A 21,765-nucleotide genomic window follows, 5' to 3' on the forward strand; every position below is an offset into this window, starting at 1 on the left:
GGGCTCAACAGAGTCTGCAACGACATAAGTTGCCAAGAAAGAGTAGTGTGATAAAAATGTCTAAACCTGACTATTATGAAGTATTAGGTGTTGCAAGAGACGCCAGTGAACGTGACATTAAAAAGGCGTATAAACGTCTTGCAATGAAGTATCACCCTGACCGTACTGCTGGTAACGCTGAACTCGAAGCGAAATTTAAAGAAGTAAAAGAAGCTTACGAGATATTGACTGATAGTCAAAAACGCCAGATGTATGATCAATACGGCCATGCAGCTTTCGAACAAGGCGGTGGTGCTGGTCATGGTGGATTTGGCGGTGCTGGCGACTTCGGCGATATTTTCGGGGACGTATTCGGTGATATCTTTGGTGGTGGCGGTGGCCGTCGTCAATCAAGACAACAACGTGGTGCTGATTTAAGATATAACCTTGAGCTAAGTCTTGAAGAAGCGGTACGTGGTAAGCAGGTTGATATTCAAGTTCCAACTTGGGTGAGCTGTAAACCATGCGATGGCAGTGGTGCAAAAGCTGGCTCGAAGCCCAAGACTTGTACAACTTGTCATGGTGCAGGTCAAGTTCAAATGCGCCAAGGCTTTTTTGCTGTACAGCAAACTTGCCCAACTTGTCAGGGCACAGGTCAGATAATTTCAGATCCATGTAACAGCTGCCATGGACAAGGGCGTGTAGAAAAAACGAAGACACTGAATGTTAAGATCCCAGCTGGGGTTGATACGGGTGACAGAGTACGTTTATCTGGTGAAGGGGAAGCCGGTGCACATGGTGCTCCAGCCGGTGATTTATATGTACAGGTGAGTGTAAAAGAACACCCTATCTTTGTACGCGATGGCAATAATCTATACTGTGAAGTGCCAATTAGCTTTACAACAGCCGCACTTGGTGGCGAAATTGAAGTCCCGACGCTAGATGGTCGTGCAAAACTGAAAATTCCATCAGAAAGCCAAACTGGTAAAATGTTCCGTATGCGCGGTAAAGGTGTGAAGTCTGTGCGCAGTGGTGCGGTAGGTGACTTAATTTGTAAAGTCGTACTGGAGACGCCAGTAAACTTAAACGAGCGTCAAAAAGCGCTTCTTCAAGAATTTGAAGACTCTATGGGCGAAAATAATGGTAAAAACCGCCCTAAAGCGCAAGGCTTTTTTGACGGCGTTAAAAAGTTCTTTGACGACTTAACGAAGTAGCTTGAATTTCGGATAATCAATGCTGTTCTAGTCGTGGACTTTTGTCCTAACAGCATTGAATGTACGTTTGGTAGCTAGCTTACTTATAATGCCCGCAAATAATGTGGGCATTATTGATTGGAAAGGTGTTACGATTCAACAATCAAGATGTGCGTTGTTGCCTTCCCACAATAGCAAACAGCACCATTGATCTTGGCGTGCACACGAATATTTTTCGTCGCTGTGAGATGGGCACACTTATTACTGCATAGCTGCATGGTTTTCCAATGTTCATACTCTTGACATAAAACTAATACCAATAAGAAGAACCCGACAAGGCAAAACAGATATTTAACTATCAATATTTTCATTACCTTCCACCGAAATAACTGGAGGTGCTTGCCTTTGCCGTTTGGTTTTTATTCTCCTGAGTGTATTTTGGTCGCAACACTCTACTTGCCGCCAGTAATCTAAGCAGAAGTTGAGCAACAATGTACAAAATCACTTAGGTGGACTCAAAGAGCAGCGCTTGATCCACATTACTACTATGTTGCCATACAAGAATACAGGCTAAGGTGGCTTTGCAGGTGCACAGGGCCTTTATCGCCTGACTCACATTGAGTAACTATGGTGCGTAGCGGCTGCCTTATATCAGTACTAATACCAATTTGACTTAATACTTGCTCAATTAGAAGGAGTAAATCCGACGCTAACAGCATTAAAAATTTCTTATTTAGAACAACTAAATAGCAAAATTTTTGCCTAGTTATCGACAAGACTTTCTCGCCTCAAAATAGAGCACTTAATTAAGCAAATTGATATAACCAAACTGCTACAAAAACAAACTTAAAAAATAAGCAGAGCTGAGATCCTCACCTGAAATCTAGACTTGCTTGTTTGGTATTTATCAGTATAGACAAGATTGACATCTTAAAGAGAAAACGCATTAATATCAGAATACGTGCGCAATAGTAACAGAAGTGTAAAAGGAAGCTTGATGACTCCAGCGATTAACTTACTTAAAAAGACTAATGTTGAATTTAAAATACTGCAATTTGAGCATGATCCTAACGACAATGACTTTGCAAATGAAGCGGCAACAAAGCTTAACTTAGATAGAGAAAAAGTATTCAAAACATTATTAATAGAGGTTGATGGGCAACTATATGTAGCGGTATCACCAGCAACTAAACAGGTGGACCTGAAAGCATTTGCAAAGGCATGTGAAGGTAAAAAAGCGCAGCTTGCTGAACAGCTGTATGCACAAAAAGTTACCGGTTATTTGGTCGGCGGGATTAGCCCATTTGCCCAGAAAAAACAACTGCCTACATTACTCCACGAAAGTGCTTTGTCATTTGAACAAGTGTATGTGAGTGCAGGGAAACGTGGAGTGGAAGTGGCCATTTCGCCGACAGATATAAAAGCTATTTGCAAAGCAAAAATAGCATGTTTTTAGCGTCACAACTTTGCACAGCGTTTAGTTATCAGTGTTTTTTCAGTGTGGCTAAGAAACGTTTATTTCATAATTAAGGTAACTTAAGCTTGAGATCAAGCAAAAATCGCCGACTACACCTACCTTAGATTATAGCTTTGGTGCGCTACGATGACGCCCAAAAGAGTATTATACCGGATGAATAAGGTGCTCTATTGTAGCTGTTTTTGACGAAATATTATTTGTATTGATGTGATAAGCCATTATTTTTAAGGAGCTAAAACGCTTTATTTATTAGTACCAAGACGTTGTTGTGCATTGTAAGTTATAGCCAAAAAATAGCGCCATACTGAACAGCATGTCTTGCTACCTCATGATATCAAGCGCCTTCATTTTGGGCGTAAGCTAACATCTACCTCAGCTTCTCTCATGTAACAACGGAGAGCTTCCCTTTTTTAAGCATATTTTTGTCATCRCCCTGCAAAATATTACTTTCAACTTACACGTGTAAGCTATTAATTTTGCAGTCATTTATATTAACCGCTAGATAACTCAGTAAAAAAAGCGTTAAAAAGTGAGATAGAGTAATTGATCTAAACGCATTTTTATGCCGTAATGTAAGTATATTTATCTGGTCGGATGAGTTAATTATGAGCTTAAGAACGAATTTAAGAAAGATCCTCCCAAGCATTTCAATCACAGAACAAGAAGCATTAGATGCCGGTGATGTTTGGTTAGAAGGGTCGATTTATCAAGGTAAACCTGATTTTGCAGCACTACGCGCTGTGCCAGAAGCCAAACTAAGTACTGAAGAACAAGCGTTTTTAGATGGTCCTGTGAAAGAACTCATGGGTATGATAGATGACTCAGAAATTCAAAATGGCAAACACTTGCCAGAGCATGTGCTTGAATTTTTGAAAAAAGAAAGATTTTTTTCACTAATCATTCCAAAAGAGTACGGTGGTCTAGAGTTTAGCCCTTACGCCAACTCAACGATTGTTGGCACGATTGCTACCAAGTCTTCAGCTGTAGCGGTAACCGTTATGGTTCCAAATTCGCTGGGTCCTGGCGAGTTGTTGCTCCACTACGGTACTAAAGAGCAGCAGGCGCACTACCTTCCTCGTCTAGCCAATGGCCGTGATATTCCGTGTTTCGCATTAACAAGCCCAGAAGCGGGTTCTGACGCTGGTGGCATTCCGGATCAAGGCATTGTTACAAAAGGTGTGCACAATGGTGAAGAAGTTCTAGGTCTCGAAATAACTTGGGATAAACGCTACATTACTCTTGCGCCAATCGCAACCGTTCTTGGTCTAGCATTCAAAGTACTTGATCCAGAAGGTTTGCTTGGCGGTAAAAAAGAACTTGGCATTACCTGTGCGTTAATACCGCATGATCACCCGGGTGTGCAACTTGGTAATCGTCATGACCCAATGGGAATTCGCTTTTATAACGGTACAACCCGCGGTGAAAAAGTCTTTATTCCTATGGACTTTATTATCGGCGGCAAAAAGAATATTGGTCGTGGCTGGCAAATGCTGGTCAGTTGCTTAGGTGCCGGTCGTGGTATTTCATTACCTGCGCTTGGCGTATCGACAAGCCAAGTGGCACTAAAATCGGCATCTGAATACGCGGCTGTCCGTGAGCAATTTGGCCTGTCTATTGGTCAGTTTGAAGGTATTCAGGAAAAGTTGGCGGATATCGCAGGCAAAGCATATTTGCAAGAAGCAATGCGAGTGCTAACTACTGAAGGTTTGGGGATGGGTCTTAAGCCATCAGTAGTGACGGCTATCGCTAAATATCACATGACGGAAACTGGTCGTGACGTGCTTGACTCAGCGATGGATATTCTTGCTGGTAAGGCAATCCAAAACGGTCCGCAAAACACACTTGCAAGCGGTTATGTTGCTCAGCCAATAGCGATCACGGTGGAAGGGGCAAATATTTTGACTCGTAACCTGATGATTTTTGGTCAAGGTGTAATGCGTTGTCACCCTTACTTGCAATCAATGGTAGAGTCAATCCACAGCGAAGATAAAGATGCTGACAGTAAGTTCAGAGGTATTCTGACCAAAACGGTAAGCTACAGCGTTGCAAACAGTTTACGGGCATTCAAGTACGGTGTGATGCCATTTACTGCTGATGCTAAGTCATCACTACCAGAAGTTCGAGAGTATGAAAAAGCGGCACATAGGCTTGCTGCTAAACTTGCCGTATATGCTGACTTTTCACTACTTGTGTTGGGCGGTAAATTGAAGCAAGCAGAGATGCTCTCCGCTCGACTAGGCGATGTTATGAGTTACCTATATGCGGCAATGGCGTCCATTAAATACTATGAGCAGAAAGTTGCGGTATCTGAGCGTGAGCAGGCGGCTCCTTATTTCCACTACGCAACAAGATACGCGTTAACTAGCGCAGAAGAAGCACTGCATAAGTTCTTGGACAACTTCCCTGCGAGCGGTACTCGTAAATTCATGCGCGTAATCACGATGCAGTTTAGTGGAAAACAGATGCCGAAAATAAATGATGACATGGTGCGCGAGCTTGCCGCTGCTGCACAAATGGATACGCCATTTAAGGCTCAATTAACCCATCTTGTTAAGCCTACAGCAGGTGACGGACACGATATTAATGAGCAGGCATATAAAGCTAAAATGGGCTGTTTAGATTTACTTGTTAAGGTGAAAAAAGCAGTTCGTCGACGTGAAATCCAACCTGGTGTTCGTTTTGAGCAAACTCTTGATAATGCACTAGTTGCAAATCTTATCAATGAAGAAGAATACGCAAAATTAGTTGACTACAATCGTAAGCGTGAAAAAGCCATTCGCGTAGATGAGTTTGACTTTGATTTAAACTTACTTAATGAGGAAACCGCAAAAGAAGCTGCCAAGCAAGCGGTAAACGAATAAGTTAGTCATTCACTTGTTGGTAAACTTAAAGCCCTTAGCCAATTGGTTAAGGGCTTTTTCATGTTGGGTAAAGATAATAACAGCAGCTATACTAAGAGTCTCACGGCACAATAGCTTGTTTATATTAGGTGACCGAGTGTTGTTGATTTTGACGCTCAGGGCTTATCAAACGAGCAGGCTTTGGTGTTGTGTTTGAATAACTTGGGCGAATAATTAATCAGATAGATTGATCAATTACATTTCAAGTTAAATAACAAAAAGGGTATAACTCAGTGAAAATAATTATTCCTAATGATGTAATTTCTGTGCCCATGTCATTAAAAAGAAATCAGCAACTTTGGAGCGGTTGTGGTGATATGCTGTTTATCAACCATGACGTTGGTAAATTAGCAATAAAAAGAACCAAAGTGCCTAAGCAGGTAACACACTCACGCATTTCACAGTCAGCTGTGGCCTTAAAGAGAAAAGCGCACTCATACCAAGTAGAAAGGCACTTTTATAAGTACCATGCTTGCGAGCTTATACCGCCTTGTAATACCGCGAGTTATTTAGGGGAAGGTGGAGCTAATGGTATGGATTACATTGTATTTAGGGACTTCTCTAGTCAGGGTTTTGTGCAAGTTGATAAACCATCTGAAGCACAAATAATGGCTGTGATTGGCTGGCTTGCCAAGTTTCATGCTCACTTTTTACAAAGCCCCGCAGAGCATGTTTGGGAGCAAGGGAATTACTGGCATCTAGAAACTCGTCCTGATGAATTTAAAAGAATGGCTGATGGTGAAGTAAAGCAAGCCGCCAGTTTATTGCACCATAGAATAAAAAATAGCTACTGGCACACATGGATCCACGGAGACGCAAAATTAGCTAATTTTGCGTTTAATGGAGAGCAAGCGCTGGGATTTGATTTCCAATACGTGGGCAAAGGCATTGGAGTTTCAGATTTAATGCTGTTCATTACCTCGGTTTTAGATGAACAAGCACAACTACTTTATGCGGATGACTACCTCAAGTTGTACTTAGATACCTTAAGGGTCGAGCTGTTAGGTAAAGCAGCCTCAATAGACGTAGCACAGCTACTTAGCGAGTGGGAAGCGCTGTGGCCGGTTGTGTGGGCTGACTTCTATCGGTTTTTGTTAGGCTGGAAGCCTGATCACTTTAAAATTAATAAATACATGAAGTTTCAAACTCAAATTGCTTTACAACAAGGGCGGTAAATGGCGGTTGCCCTACTAAGCGCTTTACACTGGGCTATTTTTGATTTTTTAAGAAAAAGGCTAGCGAGCTACTATAGCGCTGCACAGATGTCAGTGATGTTGAGTCTGCTTGTGCTACCAGTCTACCTTGGTTATTGGCTTTTCGTTGATAAGCAGCTACCTGATTGGAACTATTTTAAACCCGCGCTAATTAGCGGAGTACTTGCCGCTGTTGGTAGTGTCAGCTTTATTCAAGCGTTGGCACTGGGCAGGATGGCATTGATCTTACCTCTTTTATCGGTTACTCCTGCAGTTGCTGGCATTTTTGCTTGGCTATTATTGGGGGAATTATTAACTATACATCAGTCACTTCTTCTTACGGTGATTGTGAGCGCATCTTTCATCTTGCAAGGTGGTAAATTTATCTTTCAAGAGCCCGGTGCAAAGCAAGTAACTATTACGTCATTTTGTTGGGGGTTATGTATTGTTTTTGACAAACAAGCATTACAGTACAGCTCGCTTTCTTTTCATGCCACGTTTATTACCCTAATGGTGCTTATGGTTAACTTCATCTTTCTACGCCCGAGGTATTCATTTCACGAGCTAACAAAGCATGCAGGGCTTTGGGGGTTGTCGACGTTTGTGTTTGCCATTGCTGTTATTGCCCAGATGCAGGCATTAACTGGACTACAGCCTGGGATGGTGGAGGGGCTGAAAAGAGCCATTGGTATCGTCAGTGCGAGTTTGCTCGGCATGTGGTGTTTCAAAGAACAGCTATCAATAAGAGAGTGGGGGATGATATTAGTTATCTTGATCGCCAGTGTTTTGCTAGCACTGAGTAGTGGTGCTTAAACACCACTACTCATCAAGTTGTTATTTACACTGTGCTACCTTTGTCCAAACATTTGAGTAGATTTCAGGGCTTGCACCTTGTGACCAGTATGTCGCTTTGTACTCGAATCCTTTGAATGATACTCGGTCACCGTTATAGTAGCGCTTAGTCGCATTCCATTCTTGGATACCTTTACATCCCGTAGGCGCGCCATCTACTGTAACGGAAACAGTTTTTGATGCTGTTTTATTGTTTGCAGCAGTTACAGTTAATGTCACTTGATATGTACCAGCTGAAGCATAGGTATGTGATGGGTTTGTTTGCGAGCTCGTTGCACCATCACCAAATTGCCACTGGTAGCGACCTGATGTCGATTGATTACTGAATTTAGCGGTCATACCATCTACTGTCACGCTAAAGTTCGCATTTACAGCGCCAGAGGTATCACAGCCATTTGCAGTTAAATAATCTACAGCAGCTTTCGCTTGGACAATACCGTGACCATAAGATGTATCACGTCCAGTTTGGCCTTTATCTTTTGCAGTTGCATTTAATACGTTACGGATTTGCTTGGCTGTACATTGCGGGAATTGGCTCCAAACCAGTGCTGCAACGCCGGAAACGTGAGGAGTCGCCATTGATGTACCACTAATGCTTCTGTAAGCACCGTTATTCCAAGTAGAGTTAACACCAACACCTGGCCCTGCAATTTCAACCTGGTTGTTGTACTGTGAGAAAGAAGCTTTAGATTCTGAGCTATCTACCGCAGCAACTGACACAACTGCATCATAAGATGCCGGATAGCTTAGCGAGCTGTTACCGCCGTTACCTGCTGCGGCAATATGTAGCATGCCACGTTGATAACTTTGTTCAAAGGCATTTCGTTCTGCTGTAGAGCTGCCACTGCCCCCTAAGCTCATGCTGGTTACGTTAGCGCCTGCTTGCTCACACTGCTCAATCGCTTTAATAAGATCAGAGCCATATGCCCAACGGCCTTGGTCGTTAAATACTTTAACAATATGCAGACCTAATTGGCCTGACGGGTTTACACCAACCACACCTGTTCCATTACCACCAAGTGCTGCTATTGTGCCAGCTACGTGAGTGCCATGTCCGTTGCCGTCGTTACTCCACAAACCTGTATCGTAATTACCATAACCATCATTACCGGTGATCCCAGTATTAGGTAAGTCTTGATGTCCTAGCGTGTAGCCTGTATCCATGATACAAACCTTGCGATTACCGCTGTAACTGTCTGAAACCTGATCAGCCTGTACCATTCTAATCCCATATGGAGTACTTTCTGCTAGTAAGTCAATTGCAGTAGGCTCTATCGAAGGCAAGTAACGTTTTGGGTCTATCTCAACTTGAGCAATATTCTTATCTTCCTGCAGTTGTTGCATTTGTGCAGGAGATACCTCTGCAACATACGCATTGACACTCGGAAGTGTGCCCAAAGCCGTTGTACCTAATGTTGTGTATGCCGCCTCCGAAAGGATCTGAGACTTCAAATGCGCGGCTTCAAGATCGTTTAGCTGTAGCGGTAATATGTTAGTTGTGGCGTTATCTTTTAATGTCACGATAACGCGCTGAGTGTCAGCCTGCGCTACTGATGAGAGGCTCGCGCAAACACATACGCTTAACGCCGAAAGCTTGATAAGTTTTGTTGCTTTTTTACTGTTTTTCATAAGTTCACCTGTTTTACATGTTGTTTACTTTTGTAACTAAAACAGGTGTTGACATCGCTGTCAATTGGAAGGTGCCATTAGTTTCCAAATTGCATTATTTATAGTTTTTAATTTCTGTATTTGAATTGATAATTTTAAAAGTATAAATATATGGGTGGCTTATTGTTGTTTTTTTTGCTTTATTGAGTTGCTTATTTCCCGTATTGTAAATTGCTCTGGCTCATTAATGTAACGTGAAAATTCCAGCTGTCCAATAAAGTTTCCATGGATCGCGTTAAAAAGAAGTAAGTTTGACGTGTCTAGTTGTTCGAAAATTGATACTTTTAAATGTCCAATGTAGTTTTGGAATTGATGATAGTGGGCAAGCCTAGTAAGTGTGTAAGCCCCAAGAAGAACATGACCACCTATAGAAACGTCAAGTTGCGGGGCAATATTTTTATCCCAATTAATACCACCTACGACTACTTTTCGCTGCAGTTCATTTGCAGCTTTTAAGGCGCCAATGGCTATTGGATCATTGGCAGCCCATATTGTCGTAATTGATGGGTCTCGACGTAACCATGCTGCTGTTATTCTGTACGCTTCTTGTTGTGACCACTGACTGTTTTCTTCAGCGATTAACTCAATCTCTTTATTATGCTCAAGGTAGGCTAGCATGCCCTTCTGTCTATCCAATGCAGCTGTAGTTGCGACATCACCTAGCAGCGCTAACAGGTGTTTAGATGGGGCGGTGGACCTCATTGATTTTCTCGCAAGTTGGTGCATTAACTTAAACCCGGCCTGGAAATTATTAGGTTCAATAGTGCCAATAATTTGATGTCCTGCATTGGCTAGCGCGAGTTCTGCTTCTTTTGACGGGCCGTTTAGCAAAAATATGATTTTTACGTTTGAGGCTGGTATTGATAATAAATAAGGAATAACGCTGGATTTCTCATCTACGACAATAAGGTAGTCTGGCTGATTGGATAATGCTTGGCTTATCAGTTGCTTCATTAAAATATGATTGCGCTCAGCATAGCTAATTTTTAACTCGATATTTAGGTTATTGGCGCTTGCTTGCATAATCCTGCTTACATTACGCCAGAAGTCTCCTGTGGGGTTTTCGTTGGCAAAGCCTGGATTCACAAACGTAACACTGAATCGTGGTGCAGCTAAAGCTATCTTTGAGGTAATTAAGAGCAGGATGAAAAGTACGAGTTTTTTGAACATAAGCCATAGCTGCGAAAATGTATTGATAAGTCAAAAGAACCGTTGCTTTACAAATTATAGCTCATAAATGCGCTTTAGTGACTGTCATTGTCACGTATATCATGTGGCTTAATAAAGGAGGGCTCGGGTATTGGTTGTTTTAAGCCAGCTTTTTACGAAGGTACTTAGGTTATCAACAATAAATGTAGCTCTGATTGCATTTGCTTTATACTAAGCGGCAAATCTAATAGGGAGACCCTCATGATAAAAGTAATTTACGCTATCATATTTTTTGTTGCTACTTCTGTCATCGCAAACGAGCAAAGTGACCTGAATAAAACAATGAAAAAGATGGGACATATATACAAATTAGCAGTGCAGTCTGAAACAAAACAACAAATGCAGGTACATCTAGATGAATTTAAGCTACTTGTACGTGAAAGCAAAGCGTTTAATTTTAAGAAAACGGTAGCTTCAGAATCATTAACCGGTCTTGAGCAAGTATTAGAAACTGTGGCCTTAGTTGAGCAGCGACTTGAGTCAGGCGAACTTGATGCTGCACGTCAAAAATTACTGGAAGTCGATAAGTTGAGGAAGAAATATCACGAGCTCCATGAGCCACCAAGCTTTTGGGAACTGTTATTTGGAAACAAGTGATAGTAAAGTCTATTCTAATCAAGTGCCGATCAGCGATGTTGATTGGCACTTGTTTATACATTTAGCGCTTTTTCTTTTTACCCTGTACCGCCTTAAATCTAGGGTTCGTTTTACAGATCACATACACTCTGCCTCTTCTTTTCACAACTTGACATCCTGGTCTATTTTTAGCGCTTTTAAGTGAGCTTAAGACTTTCATGATTTTTATCCTTTTTTAGACGCTAAATTTTTAAAGCGACGATTAAATTGCGCAACGCGGCCATCACTTGCAACAAGTTTTTGCTTACCTGTATAGAAAGGGTGAGAAGCGCTAGACACATCGATCGGAAAATAGGGATAAGTATTACCATCTAACTCAATCGTTCGGTCAGTTTTAATAGTGGATCCCACGATAAAGTATTTGTCTACAGATGTGTCATGAAAAGCAACAAGTTGATAGTCAGGGTGAATATTTGGTTTCATTACAACGATTCCTACATTTGTGTGTTGTTATACCATATCAAATATAAATTAAATAAAAACTATTCTCAACAACTAAATTTTGATGAGATGATATTTACAGCATAATGGTTGTTTTATCGTCGCCATCAACATGAAACTGAACGTATCTTGAGCAGTTAAAAAAAAGGGGGGTTACTTTCCTCAAAATTGCCTGTTATAACTAATGCTGCATAACAGATCATTATGATATGCGTATCAAAAAATTAGAGTAGTGCAGGTATATTGTTCATACCTGTTTTTACGGTAATTTGATTCGAAGCCATATAAATGTAAGGGCAGTTTGCATAACGACATTATTATTAGTCAAAAGCTTTTACCGAAGCTAGGAGTGGACTTTATCCTCCCGACTTGTTGGTGGAAGAATGTAACTCGTATTACGTACATCGTGCGTGGTATAAAGCAGTAGCCTCATAAATAACTAAAACCTAGTACAATGGTTTGCAACAGAGCATCGTTGTTGACCGATATAAATACAGATAAAAGAGCATTCATTATGGATAAACAAGCTGAATTAGATAACTCAATTTTAGCTAAACTGCAAAGCAGTGATGACTCTGCACTACAGCAAGAGCTGGATTCTTTGTCTTGTACTCACAGCGATATTGTGACGCTATTAGCGCAGTATCAGACACTTAGCGAGCAAGAAGATGAATTGTTTGATGCTTGGTATGACAGTCTATGTGAAGATCAATTGAAAGTATTAAAAGCGTTTGAGATTATTCGTGCGCATATTGAGCAGCAAATATAGCCACAGCTTCTCTCGCTGTAATTACAAACGACCAATACCAAGGATTAGTGTTTAAGAAAAGTGCTATCGACAAGGCTTCAAGCTCCAGAAACAGCACATCTATTCGTGCTGTTATCAATAATTCATCAGAGCTTTAGACAATCACTGTTTTATTCGCTTGAAGCTAGCACCAGCCTGTAGGTTGCAACCGCCCATAGAGGGAGTTAGGCGATAAAGTGTCTTGTACCCGAAGAAGTACAAATTGGTATCTGATTTGTTCCAAGAAGTATTTAATTTTTGCTAGCAAGACGAAGCCCCTCTTTTGACGCTCAGCGAAGTCAGTTAAGTATGATATTAAATTTACGCTACTTTATAGACAAATCATACTTACGGATTAACTGATCAATGTACTTTGACCGTAGCGACTCAGTTTGCTCAGCTTGAGTGTTTGCTGCTAACGCTTTGTTGAGTAATTTCATTGCGTTGTGCACTTGTTCTCGTTGCTCAGCTGCAATATTACTAGCTGTTCTGGCTTCTGTAATGTCGTCAATAATGGCACGGCCTAAATCAATATACAGCGCTTCTTCAATGAGCCCATTTTGGCTGATAACGCCGTATTTACCACACAAAAACTGTTGCCACACCTGTTGAACATGTTCAACTAAATCATCACTAAACGACGGATCTTCAGTATAAAAGCCTTTTTCTACACATCTACCCAATGCGTCACAATATTTTTGTCTAAAAAGTTCAAAGGCATTACTCGATTGATCTATTTTGTGTTTTTGTATCAATTGACCCCAATTTAATAAGCCGCGAGCGTAAAAGTCGGTGTACTCTTCGCATTCATAAAGTCCGAAGTAAGAACTACACTTTATTTGGTTCTGAATGCTGTAGCTTGGGTTAGGAAAAAGACTCAGACTTTGCCATTCGGCCAGTCGGTCTTCGGTAATTTTTAAGCTACTGCTCAGCTCAGCAGTGGTATAAAAGTGCGTATTTAAAAAATGTGACAATCCCATAAAGTTGACTGGATGGATATACAGTAATTGTAATTCTGATGGATCTTTACGCAAATAACAAGTGTGCAAAGGCAAAATTAATCAGTTTTAATTGATTTCCATGATTTTATGGGTCGGATCTCCGTCGTATTTATGGTAAAAATGGCGGTTAACAGAATGAGTAATAGAAAAACCATGTATCATATCCAATCAATAAAAAAATCGAGCTTAATCACAGCAATTAAAACGCCTTATACCATGGCGGGCGAAATAGATTTAGATACCTTTGATAAATTGGTGGAAGCCCAAATTACGAACGGTGTCGACGGTATCGTAGTTGCGGGTACGACTGGTGAAGGTCAACTAATGAACTGGGAGGAGCACTTGATGCTGATTGCTCACTCAGCGAATAAGTTTGGTGATAGATTATTAATTGTTGGTAATACAGGAAGCAACAACACCAGAGAAGCAAAAAAAGCAACTGAATATGGCTTTGCTTCAGGCATGCACTGCGCGCTTCAAATTAACCCTTATTACGGCAAAACTTCGATTACAGGCGTGAAAGCGCATTTAAACGAGGTGTTAGAAATCGGCCCGGCCTTTATCTACAACGTGCCGGGTAGAACGGGGCAAGATCTTACCCCCGACATTATTGAACCGCTTGCAAATCACAAGCACTTCGTTGGCATGAAAGAGTGTGCAGGTGATGCTCGTATCGCTCATTATGAGGCAATCGGGATTGCTTGTTGGTCTGGGAATGATGATGAGGCTCATGATAGCCGCCATAAAAGCCAGTCCCACGGTGTTATCTCTGTGACGTCAAATTTGGTACCAGGTTTATTCCGGCAATTAATGGACGCACCGAATGACGCGCTTAACAAATCTTTGCTTCCACTAATGAAGTGGTTATTCTGCGAACCAAATCCAATCGCGATTAATTCCGCTTTAATCATGACCGCAGCGGTAAAGCCCGTATTTAGATTACCTTATGTGCCGCTTTCTGTTGCACAGCAACAAGAGGGGATTGCGCTTCTTTCGCAATTGAAAGAAAGCGATTTTATTGGCGCTACACCAAAATTAATCGACGAAACGCTGCTTAAGTTTTGTTAAAAGCCCGTTTGTCATTTATAATCTGCGACCGTTTTTGATTCGGTCGTAGGTTATTATGGCAACGTTTTCTTCATTTAGTTTCGCACAGCCTCTTTTAGATGCGCTGCAAGACATCAATTTTCACACATTAACGCCAATTCAGCAGGCCGCAATTCCTGCCATTCGTCAGGGCAACGATGTGCTCGCTACAGCGCAAACTGGAACAGGGAAAACCGCAGCGTTTGCATTACCTATTATCCAAAAATTGCTAGAGACTGAGTCGCAGCTAACACCTCGTGCGCTTATTCTGGCTCCAACTCGAGAACTTGCTGAGCAAATCGCCAATAATTGCGCTACGTTTGCAAAATATACAGACTTAAAAGTGCAAGCGCTTTTTGGTGGAGTCAATGTCAACGGCCAAGCTGAGCGTTTAAAACAGGGAGTTGATATTCTGGTCGCTACGCCAGGTCGCCTGTTAGATCATATCCGCCTTGGTAATGTTGCTTTGAACACAGTAAAGTATCTCGTGCTGGATGAAGCCGACCGTATGCTCGACATGGGCTTTATCACAGACATGCAAAAGGTTATTGCATCGGTAGATGAGAACAAGCAGTTGTTACTATTCTCGGCAACTTTTCCGTCAGCGATGAAGCAATTTGCCAAACAAGTCCTGAATCAACCTAAGCTTATTCAAGCAACACCCGAGAACAGTACCGCAGATACGGTTCGCCACGTTGTATATCCAGTCAAAGAAGAGCGTAAACGGGAGCTACTCTCGGAACTAATTGGTAAAAAGAACTGGCAACAGGTGTTGGTATTCGTCAACATGAAAGAAACAGCGGACAAACTGGTTGAAGAGTTAAAGCTCGACGGGATTGACGCGAATGTTTGTCATGGTGATAAAACTCAAGGAGCCCGTCGCAGAGCGCTAAGGGAATTTACTGAGGGTAAAGTGCGTGTGATGGTCGCCACTGAAGTTGCAGCCCGCGGCCTTGATATTGTTGGTTTACCACGAGTAGTGAACTATGACGTCCCTTATCTGGCTGAAGACTATGTACACCGTATTGGTAGAACAGGACGTGCAGGGCAGTTTGGTTACGCCATTACTTTTGTGAGCCGTGAAGAAGAGTCGGATCTGATCCATATCGAGCAATTAATTGAACAGCRGATCTCGCGTTACTACTTACCAGGATATGAAGTCGCTAATCGGGAAAAGCTTGTGGAAACAATTCAGAAAAAGCCTGCACATCAACGTCGCAAAGCTCGTGTGAACAAGCCATCGAACCAAGCAAGTGCAGAAGCTCGATTAAAAAACCGTTCTCGTATTGCAAATGTGCGCAAGCAGCAGAAGCAAAAATAATCGTTAGTTAATTCACTTCAGCAATAACGCCAGTATTTATGCTGGCGTTGTCGTCTTTATGCAAATTAACGTACAATAGAAAAAAATAATTAAAAATTACCACGTGTTGCTTTCATTTAAAATTGTTCCAGTAAACGCTGTTCAGTTACTTGCTATTGGGGTTTACCTGCTCGCTATTTTGGTTTTTGCTAGGCAAATTCATACACGTACACTGGCGGTTTATTTAGTTTTTCAAAGTATATTGATGGCGACTAATTTTGCTGAGGAAGCGTTAGGTCTAAGAGCTTATTATCTTTTTACACCTCTCTTTACACTTACCACAGGGCCGTTAATTTACTTCCTTTTTGCAAGTCTGCTGCATGTTCAAAAGCCGCCTTTGAGTAAACAACTACTGCATTTTTTACCGGTATTGGTTGTACTACCTTTTACTACTTATGCTCAACAGATCATTGTTATCGGCACTCTTAGCCAGCTGGTTTATTTCGTGATGTCAATACGATTAGTTTTAATGTATCAGGATGCGTCAGCAAATATCAGATCTGATGTGAATGACCTTGACTTGGCTTGGATAAAAAGCACCTTGTTCTCGTTTATGGCGTTTGCTTTGAGCGATTTAGTCCGGCTCAATATGCAGGTGTATAATGATCCTGACACGAAGGCGCTTTGGTACTTTATCAACCTCTGCTGGCTACTTTTACTTAATTTTTATCTTATTGTAAATGTTATAACCCAGCCCAAGCTTGTTGAAACCCTGGGTGAGGATGAGTCAATCCAAAGGTTGAGTGAGCCAAGCGAAAACCCGACCGAGATATTTAACATTATCCATCAAACCATCAGTGATCAGTATTTATATCGTCAACCTAGACTTACCATTCACGATGTTGCAGAGGTAATTGGGCTGAGTACTAAGGATATTTCTTGGGCGATCAACACTTGTGGTGGCCAAAACTTCAATGAGTACATTAATCGCTTACGGATTAACGAGGTAAAACAGCAATTAAAGGGAGGAGGAAAGTCAGCTACAAACGTCTTAACACTAGCTATGAACGCGGGGTTTAATTCCAAGTCTTCCTTTAACAGTGTTTTTAAAAAGCAGACAGGTTGTACCCCAAGCCAGTTTTTAAAACTAAAATAAGTAAACTATTCATACTGTTATGGTTATTATAACGTAGTCAATAAAGCAGTTAAGGTACAGTATCCTGATTTTGGACGTCAAATAGATCCAGAAAACGTAGTGTTGCCTTGAATCGTTCAGAAGGAAAAATATGATGTACTTAGGTTTTTTCGCAAAGCTATCCGCTTGTTTAATTTTTAGTAGTGTACTTTTCACACACCCTGCCATGTCTCAAACTGCTCGGGTACTATCACCAACAAATGATGCTATTGGTGTTTTTCCACAGCGAGGTGGGGTTGCAGACCCGGTTGTTTATCTTAAAACTCGTAAAAAAGCGTTGTCTTTTGTACGTGAAGAGCGCTGGCAACAGGCGTTACCTCTATTACAAAGCTTAACATCGTCTTATAAAGATGATGGAGATACTTGGTACCTACTTGGGTTGACGCAGATGCAATTGGGGCATCATGAGCAAGCGATATCCGCTTTGAAAAATGCACTGACGCTTGGGGTAAACGTAACCAATATCCCAAATGCTTCACGCCCTTCAAACGACATCATGATAAAAGTGTCTGAGGCTTATGCACAGCTTGGGAATATAGAGCAAGCACACGAGTGGCTAAGAAAATCTCTGTCAGCGAGATATGATGAGCGCAGCAGTATAGCGGGAAAAGCCGCATTTGATGCTATCAAAGATAATACGCAATTTCAGATATTGGCAGGACAGTACAAAGATCCCACACTAACACGTGTGCAACAATGGCGTGCTGATTTGGAATTTTTACTTGCTGAAATTAATCGCTTACATATAAATGAAGTGGCTGGCACCAACGCTGAGCTGGTGGCATTGGCGAAGAGTTTACACGCGGATATACCAAACCTTAATGACCAGCAAATTGTATTTAGAATGATGGAACTAGTTGGCACCTTAGGTAATGGCCATAACCTTATCGTACCAACCTTTGGAGAAAAAGGTAATTTCAGCCGTTTGCCAGTGCAGTTTTACGTATTTACAGATGGACTCTATATCGTTGATGCAACACCAAATTACTCTGCTTTGATAGGTCAAAAAGTCATGGCTTTTGAGGGCACTTCTAGCGAGGAGGCAATCGCAAAAGCAGCAAAAATAAACCCTCGTGATAATGAAATGCAGCAGCTTTGGTTAGCACCTTATTATTTAGCTATGCCTGAAGTGTTAACTGGGTTAGGTATTGCTGATAGTACAAATAAAATTACTATCACAGTTCAAAGTACTGATAATGTTACAGAAAAAATTCATCTTGAGGGGCAAGCATTTGCATTTAGTGGTTTGCCCACACTTCCAAAAAATCATAAAAATGCGCCAGAGTACCTACAGCATAAAGACAAGCACTACTGGCAATACTTAAATAAATCTAATGGGGTACTACAGGTACAGTTTAATGCAGTGGCACAAATGAAAACACAGTCGCTAGCCCAATTTAGTAAGGCGTTAATCGATACGGTTAAACAGGATGAAGTAAAGCATTTAGTACTGGATTTACGGCACAACAGTGGCGGGAACGGCTCTATTTTACCGCCTTTACTAAAAGCGTTAATTTACTTTGAGGCAGCAAAACCTGATGGCAAACTATTTGTTATAATGGGTCGCAACACATTTTCGGCTGCTCAAAATTTACTGACCAATATAAATCTTTTCACCGATGCTATTTTGGTTGGTGAGCCAAGCGGTTCTAGACCTAATCATGTCGGTGAAGCTGGGCGGTTCAAGTTGCCTTATAGTGGGGTATTTGGTCTGATTTCATCTCAATTTCATCAAACATCTCGTGCGGAAGATCACCGTATATGGGTACCGCCACATATGCCTATACTACCTGATTCGAAAAGTTACTTTGCAGGTATTGATCCTGCGATAAGCGCTATTTATCGGCTATTAGATAATTTATGAAGATAACAGCTTCATTTGGTTGAGATCTATCCTATCAATCCCTTTTTCTATATGCTAGCTTTACCAATAAAATCATATAAATGGAATAATAATAAATGATAATTGGTAAAGCGACTCAATGGTTTTGCACGGTTTTTTTTGTAGTTTTTCTCTCGTGTTCTGCAATGGCTCAGGACACTCAAAAAGCAAATAAAGAATACGATCGACACACAAAAACGCTAAACTCAATAGTGCTCGGTGAAACGCGCACTGTTACAATACAACTCCCTAAAAGTTATCACACCAATTCTAATAAAACATATCCTGTAATATATCGCCTTGACGGTAAAGGGAACCTTCCACTTATGAGTACAGTGCTTGAACGTTTGCAAAAGGCAAGCGTCTCTGCTGCACCTGAAGTCATAATTGTTGCTATTGAAAATACAGATCGGTTGCGAGATCTTTATCCAACAAAAAACAAAGAGCCAGCAGGCCCGATGAACATGGGCGGTGGCGCACCAAAGTTTTTAGAGTTTATCGAGACAGAGCTTATTCCTTTTGTAAATAAGGAGTACCGCACTCATGATTTTAAAGCGATTGCCGGCGCATCGGCAGCTGGTACTTTCGTACTCTACGCGCTGCAGACTAAGCCTACGTTATTTCAAGGCCACATAGCATATAGTCCGGCGGTATGGTGGAATTTTGGTGCCACCGCAAAAAGCACCAAAGCATTTATATCCAAAACCAAGCAATTAAATAACTTTTTATTTATTGCAATTGGCGAAGAGGGGGGCGTGATGCGCGAACGGTATGAAGATATGGCGCACTTTTTAGCTGATAACAAACCTGTAGGGTTACGTTTTTTCAGCGAGGCTTACGACAATGTCCCTCATGGGCTTGTCTCTAGCGCCGGTATTTTTAGTGCGTACCAAAAGTTGTTTTTTCCGACCCAAATGCCAGTTCGTGCTTATAACGGCGAATTGAGCTCCATTAATGAGTATTATCAGCAGCTATCCGTTCAGTATGGCGAAGTGATTGAGCCTCAAGAATCGACGATAAGAGGGCTCGGCTATCACCATGTGAGTACGGGTAACGTGAAAGAAGCAATTAAGTTGTTTAAGTATGGCGTTTCACGCTATCCACATAATGCAGACGCATACAACGGTTTAGCTTATGGTTATGAAACCGATAAACAATATCGAGCATCGTTAGAGCAAGTAAACAGAGCGATAGCATTATCATCGAAGGATGATGATGGCTACGATGTTTTTGTTGCTCGTAAAGAGCGATTAACTAAGTTACTTGGTGAGTGAGATTTCAAATACGTAAATAGACCACGAAAGTATTTGACTTGGTCTATTTGCTGGATATTTAGTGCTACTTAAAAATAGTGGCGAATACGTTTAATTTTTTCGCCGCTAAACTCAAACAGTGTCACAAGCTTTTGCTTATTTTCTTTTTCATTCGTGTTACCTTGCTGATCAACGCAAGGGTGTAAATACTCAACGGTCACTGCATTAAGACCTTCAATGATGTTTGTTACTTGGATATCGCACTTTGTGTATTGGCCTAGATAGCTGAGTAAGCCCGCCTTATATTCTTCTTTTGATAATATGGCATTAAACCTTGGATGCTCGAATGTGGCATCGGGTGTTAAAAGCATCAGTAGATTGGTAACATCAGACTCTTTTGAATGTTGGTGTTCAACGGCTTTTTGGGCGTCGAAATAAGCGTTGACCTTGTCACTCAGCGCTTCTGCAGAGCAAGCACTTGAAACAAGCATGAATGGTAGCAGTGCATATAGCGCTTTCATTTTCATTATGATTTTCCCTAATTTATTGTTTTTTACTCTGTATAGAATGCAGCGTTTCGACCGGGAAACGCAAGTTTAGAAAATGGCCACGCCGTTTTTAACCAATGAGTAATTGTTTGATAGAGTAGGTCATCCAATGCTATATCTTCTGACCCTATCCACAGATACACATCGCAATCAAAATCTGAAGATTGAGGCGGATCGATATAGACACAACCGATATACCTTTCACTGTGTCTGGTGTAAACCGCATAAGCAAATGCTGCTCGCGACATGAATTCTTCCCTGTGCGTGGCTAAACTTGCAATGTTTTCCTCAAAAGTCATAGAAGCTTTTGGCCAGTTTGAACTTGGGCCAAATATGCCCTGTAAGCGTGGTTGATTAGCCATCACCAATTCATAATCTGCAGTCGCAATTTGCTCGTCTAGCACGGTAAAAGAAAAATGAGATGTGCTAACCCTTTTTGGTGGTTCAAAAGAATCGGGAATAAAGGGTTGACCTTGTTTTTGTTGCTTAGTCACTGTCACTGGTACTCATTAACAACGGAAGCTTTTTCATCGAAGCATCTCTTTTATAATTAGTTACAGCACGTTACCATTTGGTTGTAGCCAATACAATGACAAAAGCCATAAACTCAGTGACACATCGGCTAGGAACATAACCAGTACTTTAGCTTCGTAACACTCATCGATAAAGAAGAACCTAAAGAGAAGAAAAAAGAAAAGAAGAGAAGAAAACCAAAGACACCCACCACTAATTTGTGTCTTTTTTAAAAGTCGTCTACGCTCTAGAAGAAAACCAAAGACACCCACCTCTAATTTGTGCTTTTTTAAAAAAAGAAAACCAAAGACACCCACCACTAATTTGTGTCTTTTTTAAAAGTCGTCTACGCTCTAACTCTGCACTCAAGGATTGAGGAAAACAAACGATGGCGACTGCCCGTAAGAATCAAATCAGCTTAACAGATACCAAATACTATCACTGTATCTCCCGCTGCGTTAGACGTGCGTTTTTGTGCGGTGAAGACAAACTGACCGGAAAATCCTATGCACATCGCCGTGATTGGGTTGAAGAAAAGCTCCTAATGTTAGCTACCGTCTTTTGTATCGACGTCTGTGCGTATGCGGTGATGAGTAACCACACCCACATTGGATTGCATGTTGATGATAAAAGAGCAAAGCGCTTATCTGAC

20 protein-coding genes and 1 pseudogene are annotated in these 21,765 nt (G+C 41.3%); 13 read left to right on the forward strand and 8 right to left on the reverse strand.

The annotated features are described in order from the left end of the window. Positions 1–56: 56 nt before the first annotated feature. Positions 57–1,193, forward strand: a complete 1,137-nt coding sequence (gene dnaJ, locus EAG18_RS16630; protein ID WP_125253487.1) for a molecular chaperone DnaJ — start codon at positions 57–59, stop codon at positions 1,191–1,193. Between the two features lie 524 nt (positions 1,194–1,717). On the opposite strand, the gene EAG18_RS16635 is transcribed toward dnaJ, so the two are convergent. After that, positions 1,718–1,891 carry a hypothetical protein gene (locus EAG18_RS16635; RefSeq protein WP_185745610.1) on the reverse strand — a complete coding sequence of 58 codons (174 nt, stop codon included), beginning with the start codon at positions 1,889–1,891 and terminating at the stop codon, positions 1,718–1,720. Between the two features lie 278 nt (positions 1,892–2,169). Between EAG18_RS16635 and ybaK the strand changes: the two genes are divergently transcribed. The 4 genes from ybaK (at position 2,170) to EAG18_RS16655 (ending at position 7,555) form a co-directional block, all read left to right on the forward strand. After that, on the forward strand, positions 2,170–2,628 hold the full coding sequence (ybaK, locus tag EAG18_RS16640; protein WP_125253489.1) for a Cys-tRNA(Pro) deacylase: 459 nt from the start codon (positions 2,170–2,172) through the stop codon (positions 2,626–2,628). 626 nt (positions 2,629–3,254) lie between these two features. Continuing rightward, the gene (locus EAG18_RS16645) at positions 3,255–5,510 is read left to right on the forward strand and encodes an acyl-CoA dehydrogenase (protein WP_125253490.1); all 2,256 of its coding nucleotides are present in this window, start codon (positions 3,255–3,257) and stop codon (positions 5,508–5,510) included. Positions 5,511–5,782: 272 nt separating this feature from the next. Next, positions 5,783–6,724 carry a phosphotransferase gene (locus tag EAG18_RS16650; RefSeq protein ID WP_125253491.1) on the forward strand — a complete coding sequence of 314 codons (942 nt, stop codon included), beginning with the start codon at positions 5,783–5,785 and terminating at the stop codon, positions 6,722–6,724. Then, positions 6,725–7,555, forward strand: a complete 831-nt coding sequence (locus EAG18_RS16655; RefSeq protein ID WP_125253492.1) for an EamA family transporter — start codon at positions 6,725–6,727, stop codon at positions 7,553–7,555. Positions 7,556–7,576: 21 nt separating this feature from the next. On the opposite strand, the gene EAG18_RS16660 is transcribed toward EAG18_RS16655, so the two are convergent. Next, the gene (locus EAG18_RS16660) at positions 7,577–9,223 is read right to left on the reverse strand and encodes a S8 family serine peptidase (RefSeq protein WP_125253493.1); all 1,647 of its coding nucleotides are present in this window, start codon (positions 9,221–9,223) and stop codon (positions 7,577–7,579) included. Positions 9,224–9,382: 159 nt separating this feature from the next. Continuing rightward, positions 9,383–10,432 carry an ABC transporter substrate-binding protein gene (locus EAG18_RS16665; protein WP_125253494.1) on the reverse strand — a complete coding sequence of 350 codons (1,050 nt, stop codon included), beginning with the start codon at positions 10,430–10,432 and terminating at the stop codon, positions 9,383–9,385. Between the two features lie 240 nt (positions 10,433–10,672). On the opposite strand from EAG18_RS16665, the gene EAG18_RS16670 reads away from it, so the two are divergent. Beyond that, entirely contained in the window at positions 10,673–11,068 is a 396-nt protein-coding gene (locus EAG18_RS16670; RefSeq protein ID WP_125253495.1) for a cytochrome b562, read from the forward strand. A 61-nt stretch (positions 11,069–11,129) separates the two neighbouring features. Here EAG18_RS16670 and ykgO read toward each other — a convergent pair whose 3' ends face one another. Both ykgO and EAG18_RS16680 read right to left on the reverse strand, forming a co-directional pair. Continuing rightward, entirely contained in the window at positions 11,130–11,267 is a 138-nt protein-coding gene (gene ykgO, locus EAG18_RS16675; RefSeq protein WP_080672543.1) for a type B 50S ribosomal protein L36, read from the reverse strand. A gap of 5 nt (positions 11,268–11,272) precedes the next feature. Next, positions 11,273–11,530 carry a type B 50S ribosomal protein L31 gene (locus EAG18_RS16680; protein ID WP_125253496.1) on the reverse strand — a complete coding sequence of 86 codons (258 nt, stop codon included), beginning with the start codon at positions 11,528–11,530 and terminating at the stop codon, positions 11,273–11,275. 532 nt (positions 11,531–12,062) lie between these two features. On the opposite strand from EAG18_RS16680, the gene EAG18_RS16685 reads away from it, so the two are divergent. Next, the gene (locus EAG18_RS16685; protein WP_125253497.1) at positions 12,063–12,317 is read left to right on the forward strand and encodes a hypothetical protein; all 255 of its coding nucleotides are present in this window, start codon (positions 12,063–12,065) and stop codon (positions 12,315–12,317) included. A 344-nt stretch (positions 12,318–12,661) separates the two neighbouring features. Here the strand turns inward: EAG18_RS16685 and EAG18_RS16690 are convergent, their stop codons facing one another. Continuing rightward, positions 12,662–13,315 carry a DUF6058 family natural product biosynthesis protein gene (locus tag EAG18_RS16690; protein WP_125253507.1) on the reverse strand — a complete coding sequence of 218 codons (654 nt, stop codon included), beginning with the start codon at positions 13,313–13,315 and terminating at the stop codon, positions 12,662–12,664. Between the two features lie 174 nt (positions 13,316–13,489). On the opposite strand from EAG18_RS16690, the gene EAG18_RS16695 reads away from it, so the two are divergent. From EAG18_RS16695 to EAG18_RS16715, 5 genes are all read left to right on the forward strand, one after another. Further along, positions 13,490–14,404 (forward strand): 4-hydroxy-tetrahydrodipicolinate synthase, encoded by a 915-nt coding sequence (locus EAG18_RS16695; RefSeq protein WP_125253508.1) that lies wholly within the window; start codon positions 13,490–13,492, stop codon positions 14,402–14,404. A 55-nt stretch (positions 14,405–14,459) separates the two neighbouring features. After that, positions 14,460–15,743 carry a DEAD/DEAH box helicase gene (locus EAG18_RS16700; protein ID WP_125253498.1) on the forward strand — a complete coding sequence of 428 codons (1,284 nt, stop codon included), beginning with the start codon at positions 14,460–14,462 and terminating at the stop codon, positions 15,741–15,743. Positions 15,744–15,987: 244 nt separating this feature from the next. Beyond that, positions 15,988–16,878: an AraC family transcriptional regulator gene (locus EAG18_RS16705; RefSeq protein WP_125253499.1), complete on the forward strand. Its 891-nt coding sequence runs from the start codon at positions 15,988–15,990 to the stop codon at positions 16,876–16,878. 130 nt (positions 16,879–17,008) lie between these two features. Next, a complete protein-coding gene (locus EAG18_RS16710) occupies positions 17,009–18,781 on the forward strand; it encodes a hypothetical protein (protein WP_275557327.1) in 1,773 nt (590 codons plus the stop codon). 164 nt (positions 18,782–18,945) lie between these two features. Continuing rightward, entirely contained in the window at positions 18,946–20,073 is a 1,128-nt protein-coding gene (locus EAG18_RS16715; RefSeq protein WP_275557329.1) for an alpha/beta hydrolase-fold protein, read from the forward strand. A 68-nt stretch (positions 20,074–20,141) separates the two neighbouring features. Here EAG18_RS16715 and EAG18_RS16720 read toward each other — a convergent pair whose 3' ends face one another. After that, complete coding sequence (locus tag EAG18_RS16720; protein ID WP_275557328.1) at positions 20,142–20,579, reverse strand: nuclear transport factor 2 family protein; 438 nt, start codon at positions 20,577–20,579, stop codon at positions 20,142–20,144. Positions 20,580–20,605: 26 nt separating this feature from the next. Next, entirely contained in the window at positions 20,606–21,100 is a 495-nt protein-coding gene (locus tag EAG18_RS16725) for a hypothetical protein (RefSeq protein WP_343327582.1), read from the reverse strand. A 401-nt stretch (positions 21,101–21,501) separates the two neighbouring features. Here EAG18_RS16725 and EAG18_RS16730 point away from each other — a divergent pair. Then, positions 21,502–21,765 (forward strand): annotated as a pseudogene (locus EAG18_RS16730) (transposase); the annotation flags it as partial.

The organism is Pseudoalteromonas sp. J010 (genome assembly GCF_003934235.1).
Classification (GTDB): domain Bacteria; phylum Pseudomonadota; class Gammaproteobacteria; order Enterobacterales; family Alteromonadaceae; genus Pseudoalteromonas; species Pseudoalteromonas peptidolytica.

Coding starts and splice junctions, on each gene's coding strand:
- EAG18_RS16660 (WP_125253493.1), bottom strand. CDS start 9,223: ATGAAAAACAGTAAAAAAGCAACAAAACTTATCAAGCTTTCGGCGTTA.
- ybaK (WP_125253489.1), top strand. CDS start 2,170: ATGACTCCAGCGATTAACTTACTTAAAAAGACTAATGTTGAATTTAAA.
- EAG18_RS16670 (WP_125253495.1), top strand. CDS start 10,673: ATGATAAAAGTAATTTACGCTATCATATTTTTTGTTGCTACTTCTGTC.
- EAG18_RS16665 (WP_125253494.1), bottom strand. CDS start 10,432: ATGTTCAAAAAACTCGTACTTTTCATCCTGCTCTTAATTACCTCAAAG.
- EAG18_RS16690 (WP_125253507.1), bottom strand. CDS start 13,315: ATGGGATTGTCACATTTTTTAAATACGCACTTTTATACCACTGCTGAG.
- EAG18_RS16685 (WP_125253497.1), top strand. CDS start 12,063: ATGGATAAACAAGCTGAATTAGATAACTCAATTTTAGCTAAACTGCAA.
- EAG18_RS16680 (WP_125253496.1), bottom strand. CDS start 11,530: ATGAAACCAAATATTCACCCTGACTATCAACTTGTTGCTTTTCATGAC.
- EAG18_RS16715 (WP_275557329.1), top strand. CDS start 18,946: ATGGCTCAGGACACTCAAAAAGCAAATAAAGAATACGATCGACACACA.
- EAG18_RS16655 (WP_125253492.1), top strand. CDS start 6,725: ATGGCGGTTGCCCTACTAAGCGCTTTACACTGGGCTATTTTTGATTTT.
- EAG18_RS16710 (WP_275557327.1), top strand. CDS start 17,009: ATGATGTACTTAGGTTTTTTCGCAAAGCTATCCGCTTGTTTAATTTTT.
- EAG18_RS16635 (WP_185745610.1), bottom strand. CDS start 1,891: ATGCTGTTAGCGTCGGATTTACTCCTTCTAATTGAGCAAGTATTAAGT.
- EAG18_RS16720 (WP_275557328.1), bottom strand. CDS start 20,579: ATGAAAATGAAAGCGCTATATGCACTGCTACCATTCATGCTTGTTTCA.
- EAG18_RS16695 (WP_125253508.1), top strand. CDS start 13,490: ATGTATCATATCCAATCAATAAAAAAATCGAGCTTAATCACAGCAATT.
- EAG18_RS16645 (WP_125253490.1), top strand. CDS start 3,255: ATGAGCTTAAGAACGAATTTAAGAAAGATCCTCCCAAGCATTTCAATC.
- dnaJ (WP_125253487.1), top strand. CDS start 57: ATGTCTAAACCTGACTATTATGAAGTATTAGGTGTTGCAAGAGACGCC.
- ykgO (WP_080672543.1), bottom strand. CDS start 11,267: ATGAAAGTCTTAAGCTCACTTAAAAGCGCTAAAAATAGACCAGGATGT.
- EAG18_RS16705 (WP_125253499.1), top strand. CDS start 15,988: ATGGCGACTAATTTTGCTGAGGAAGCGTTAGGTCTAAGAGCTTATTAT.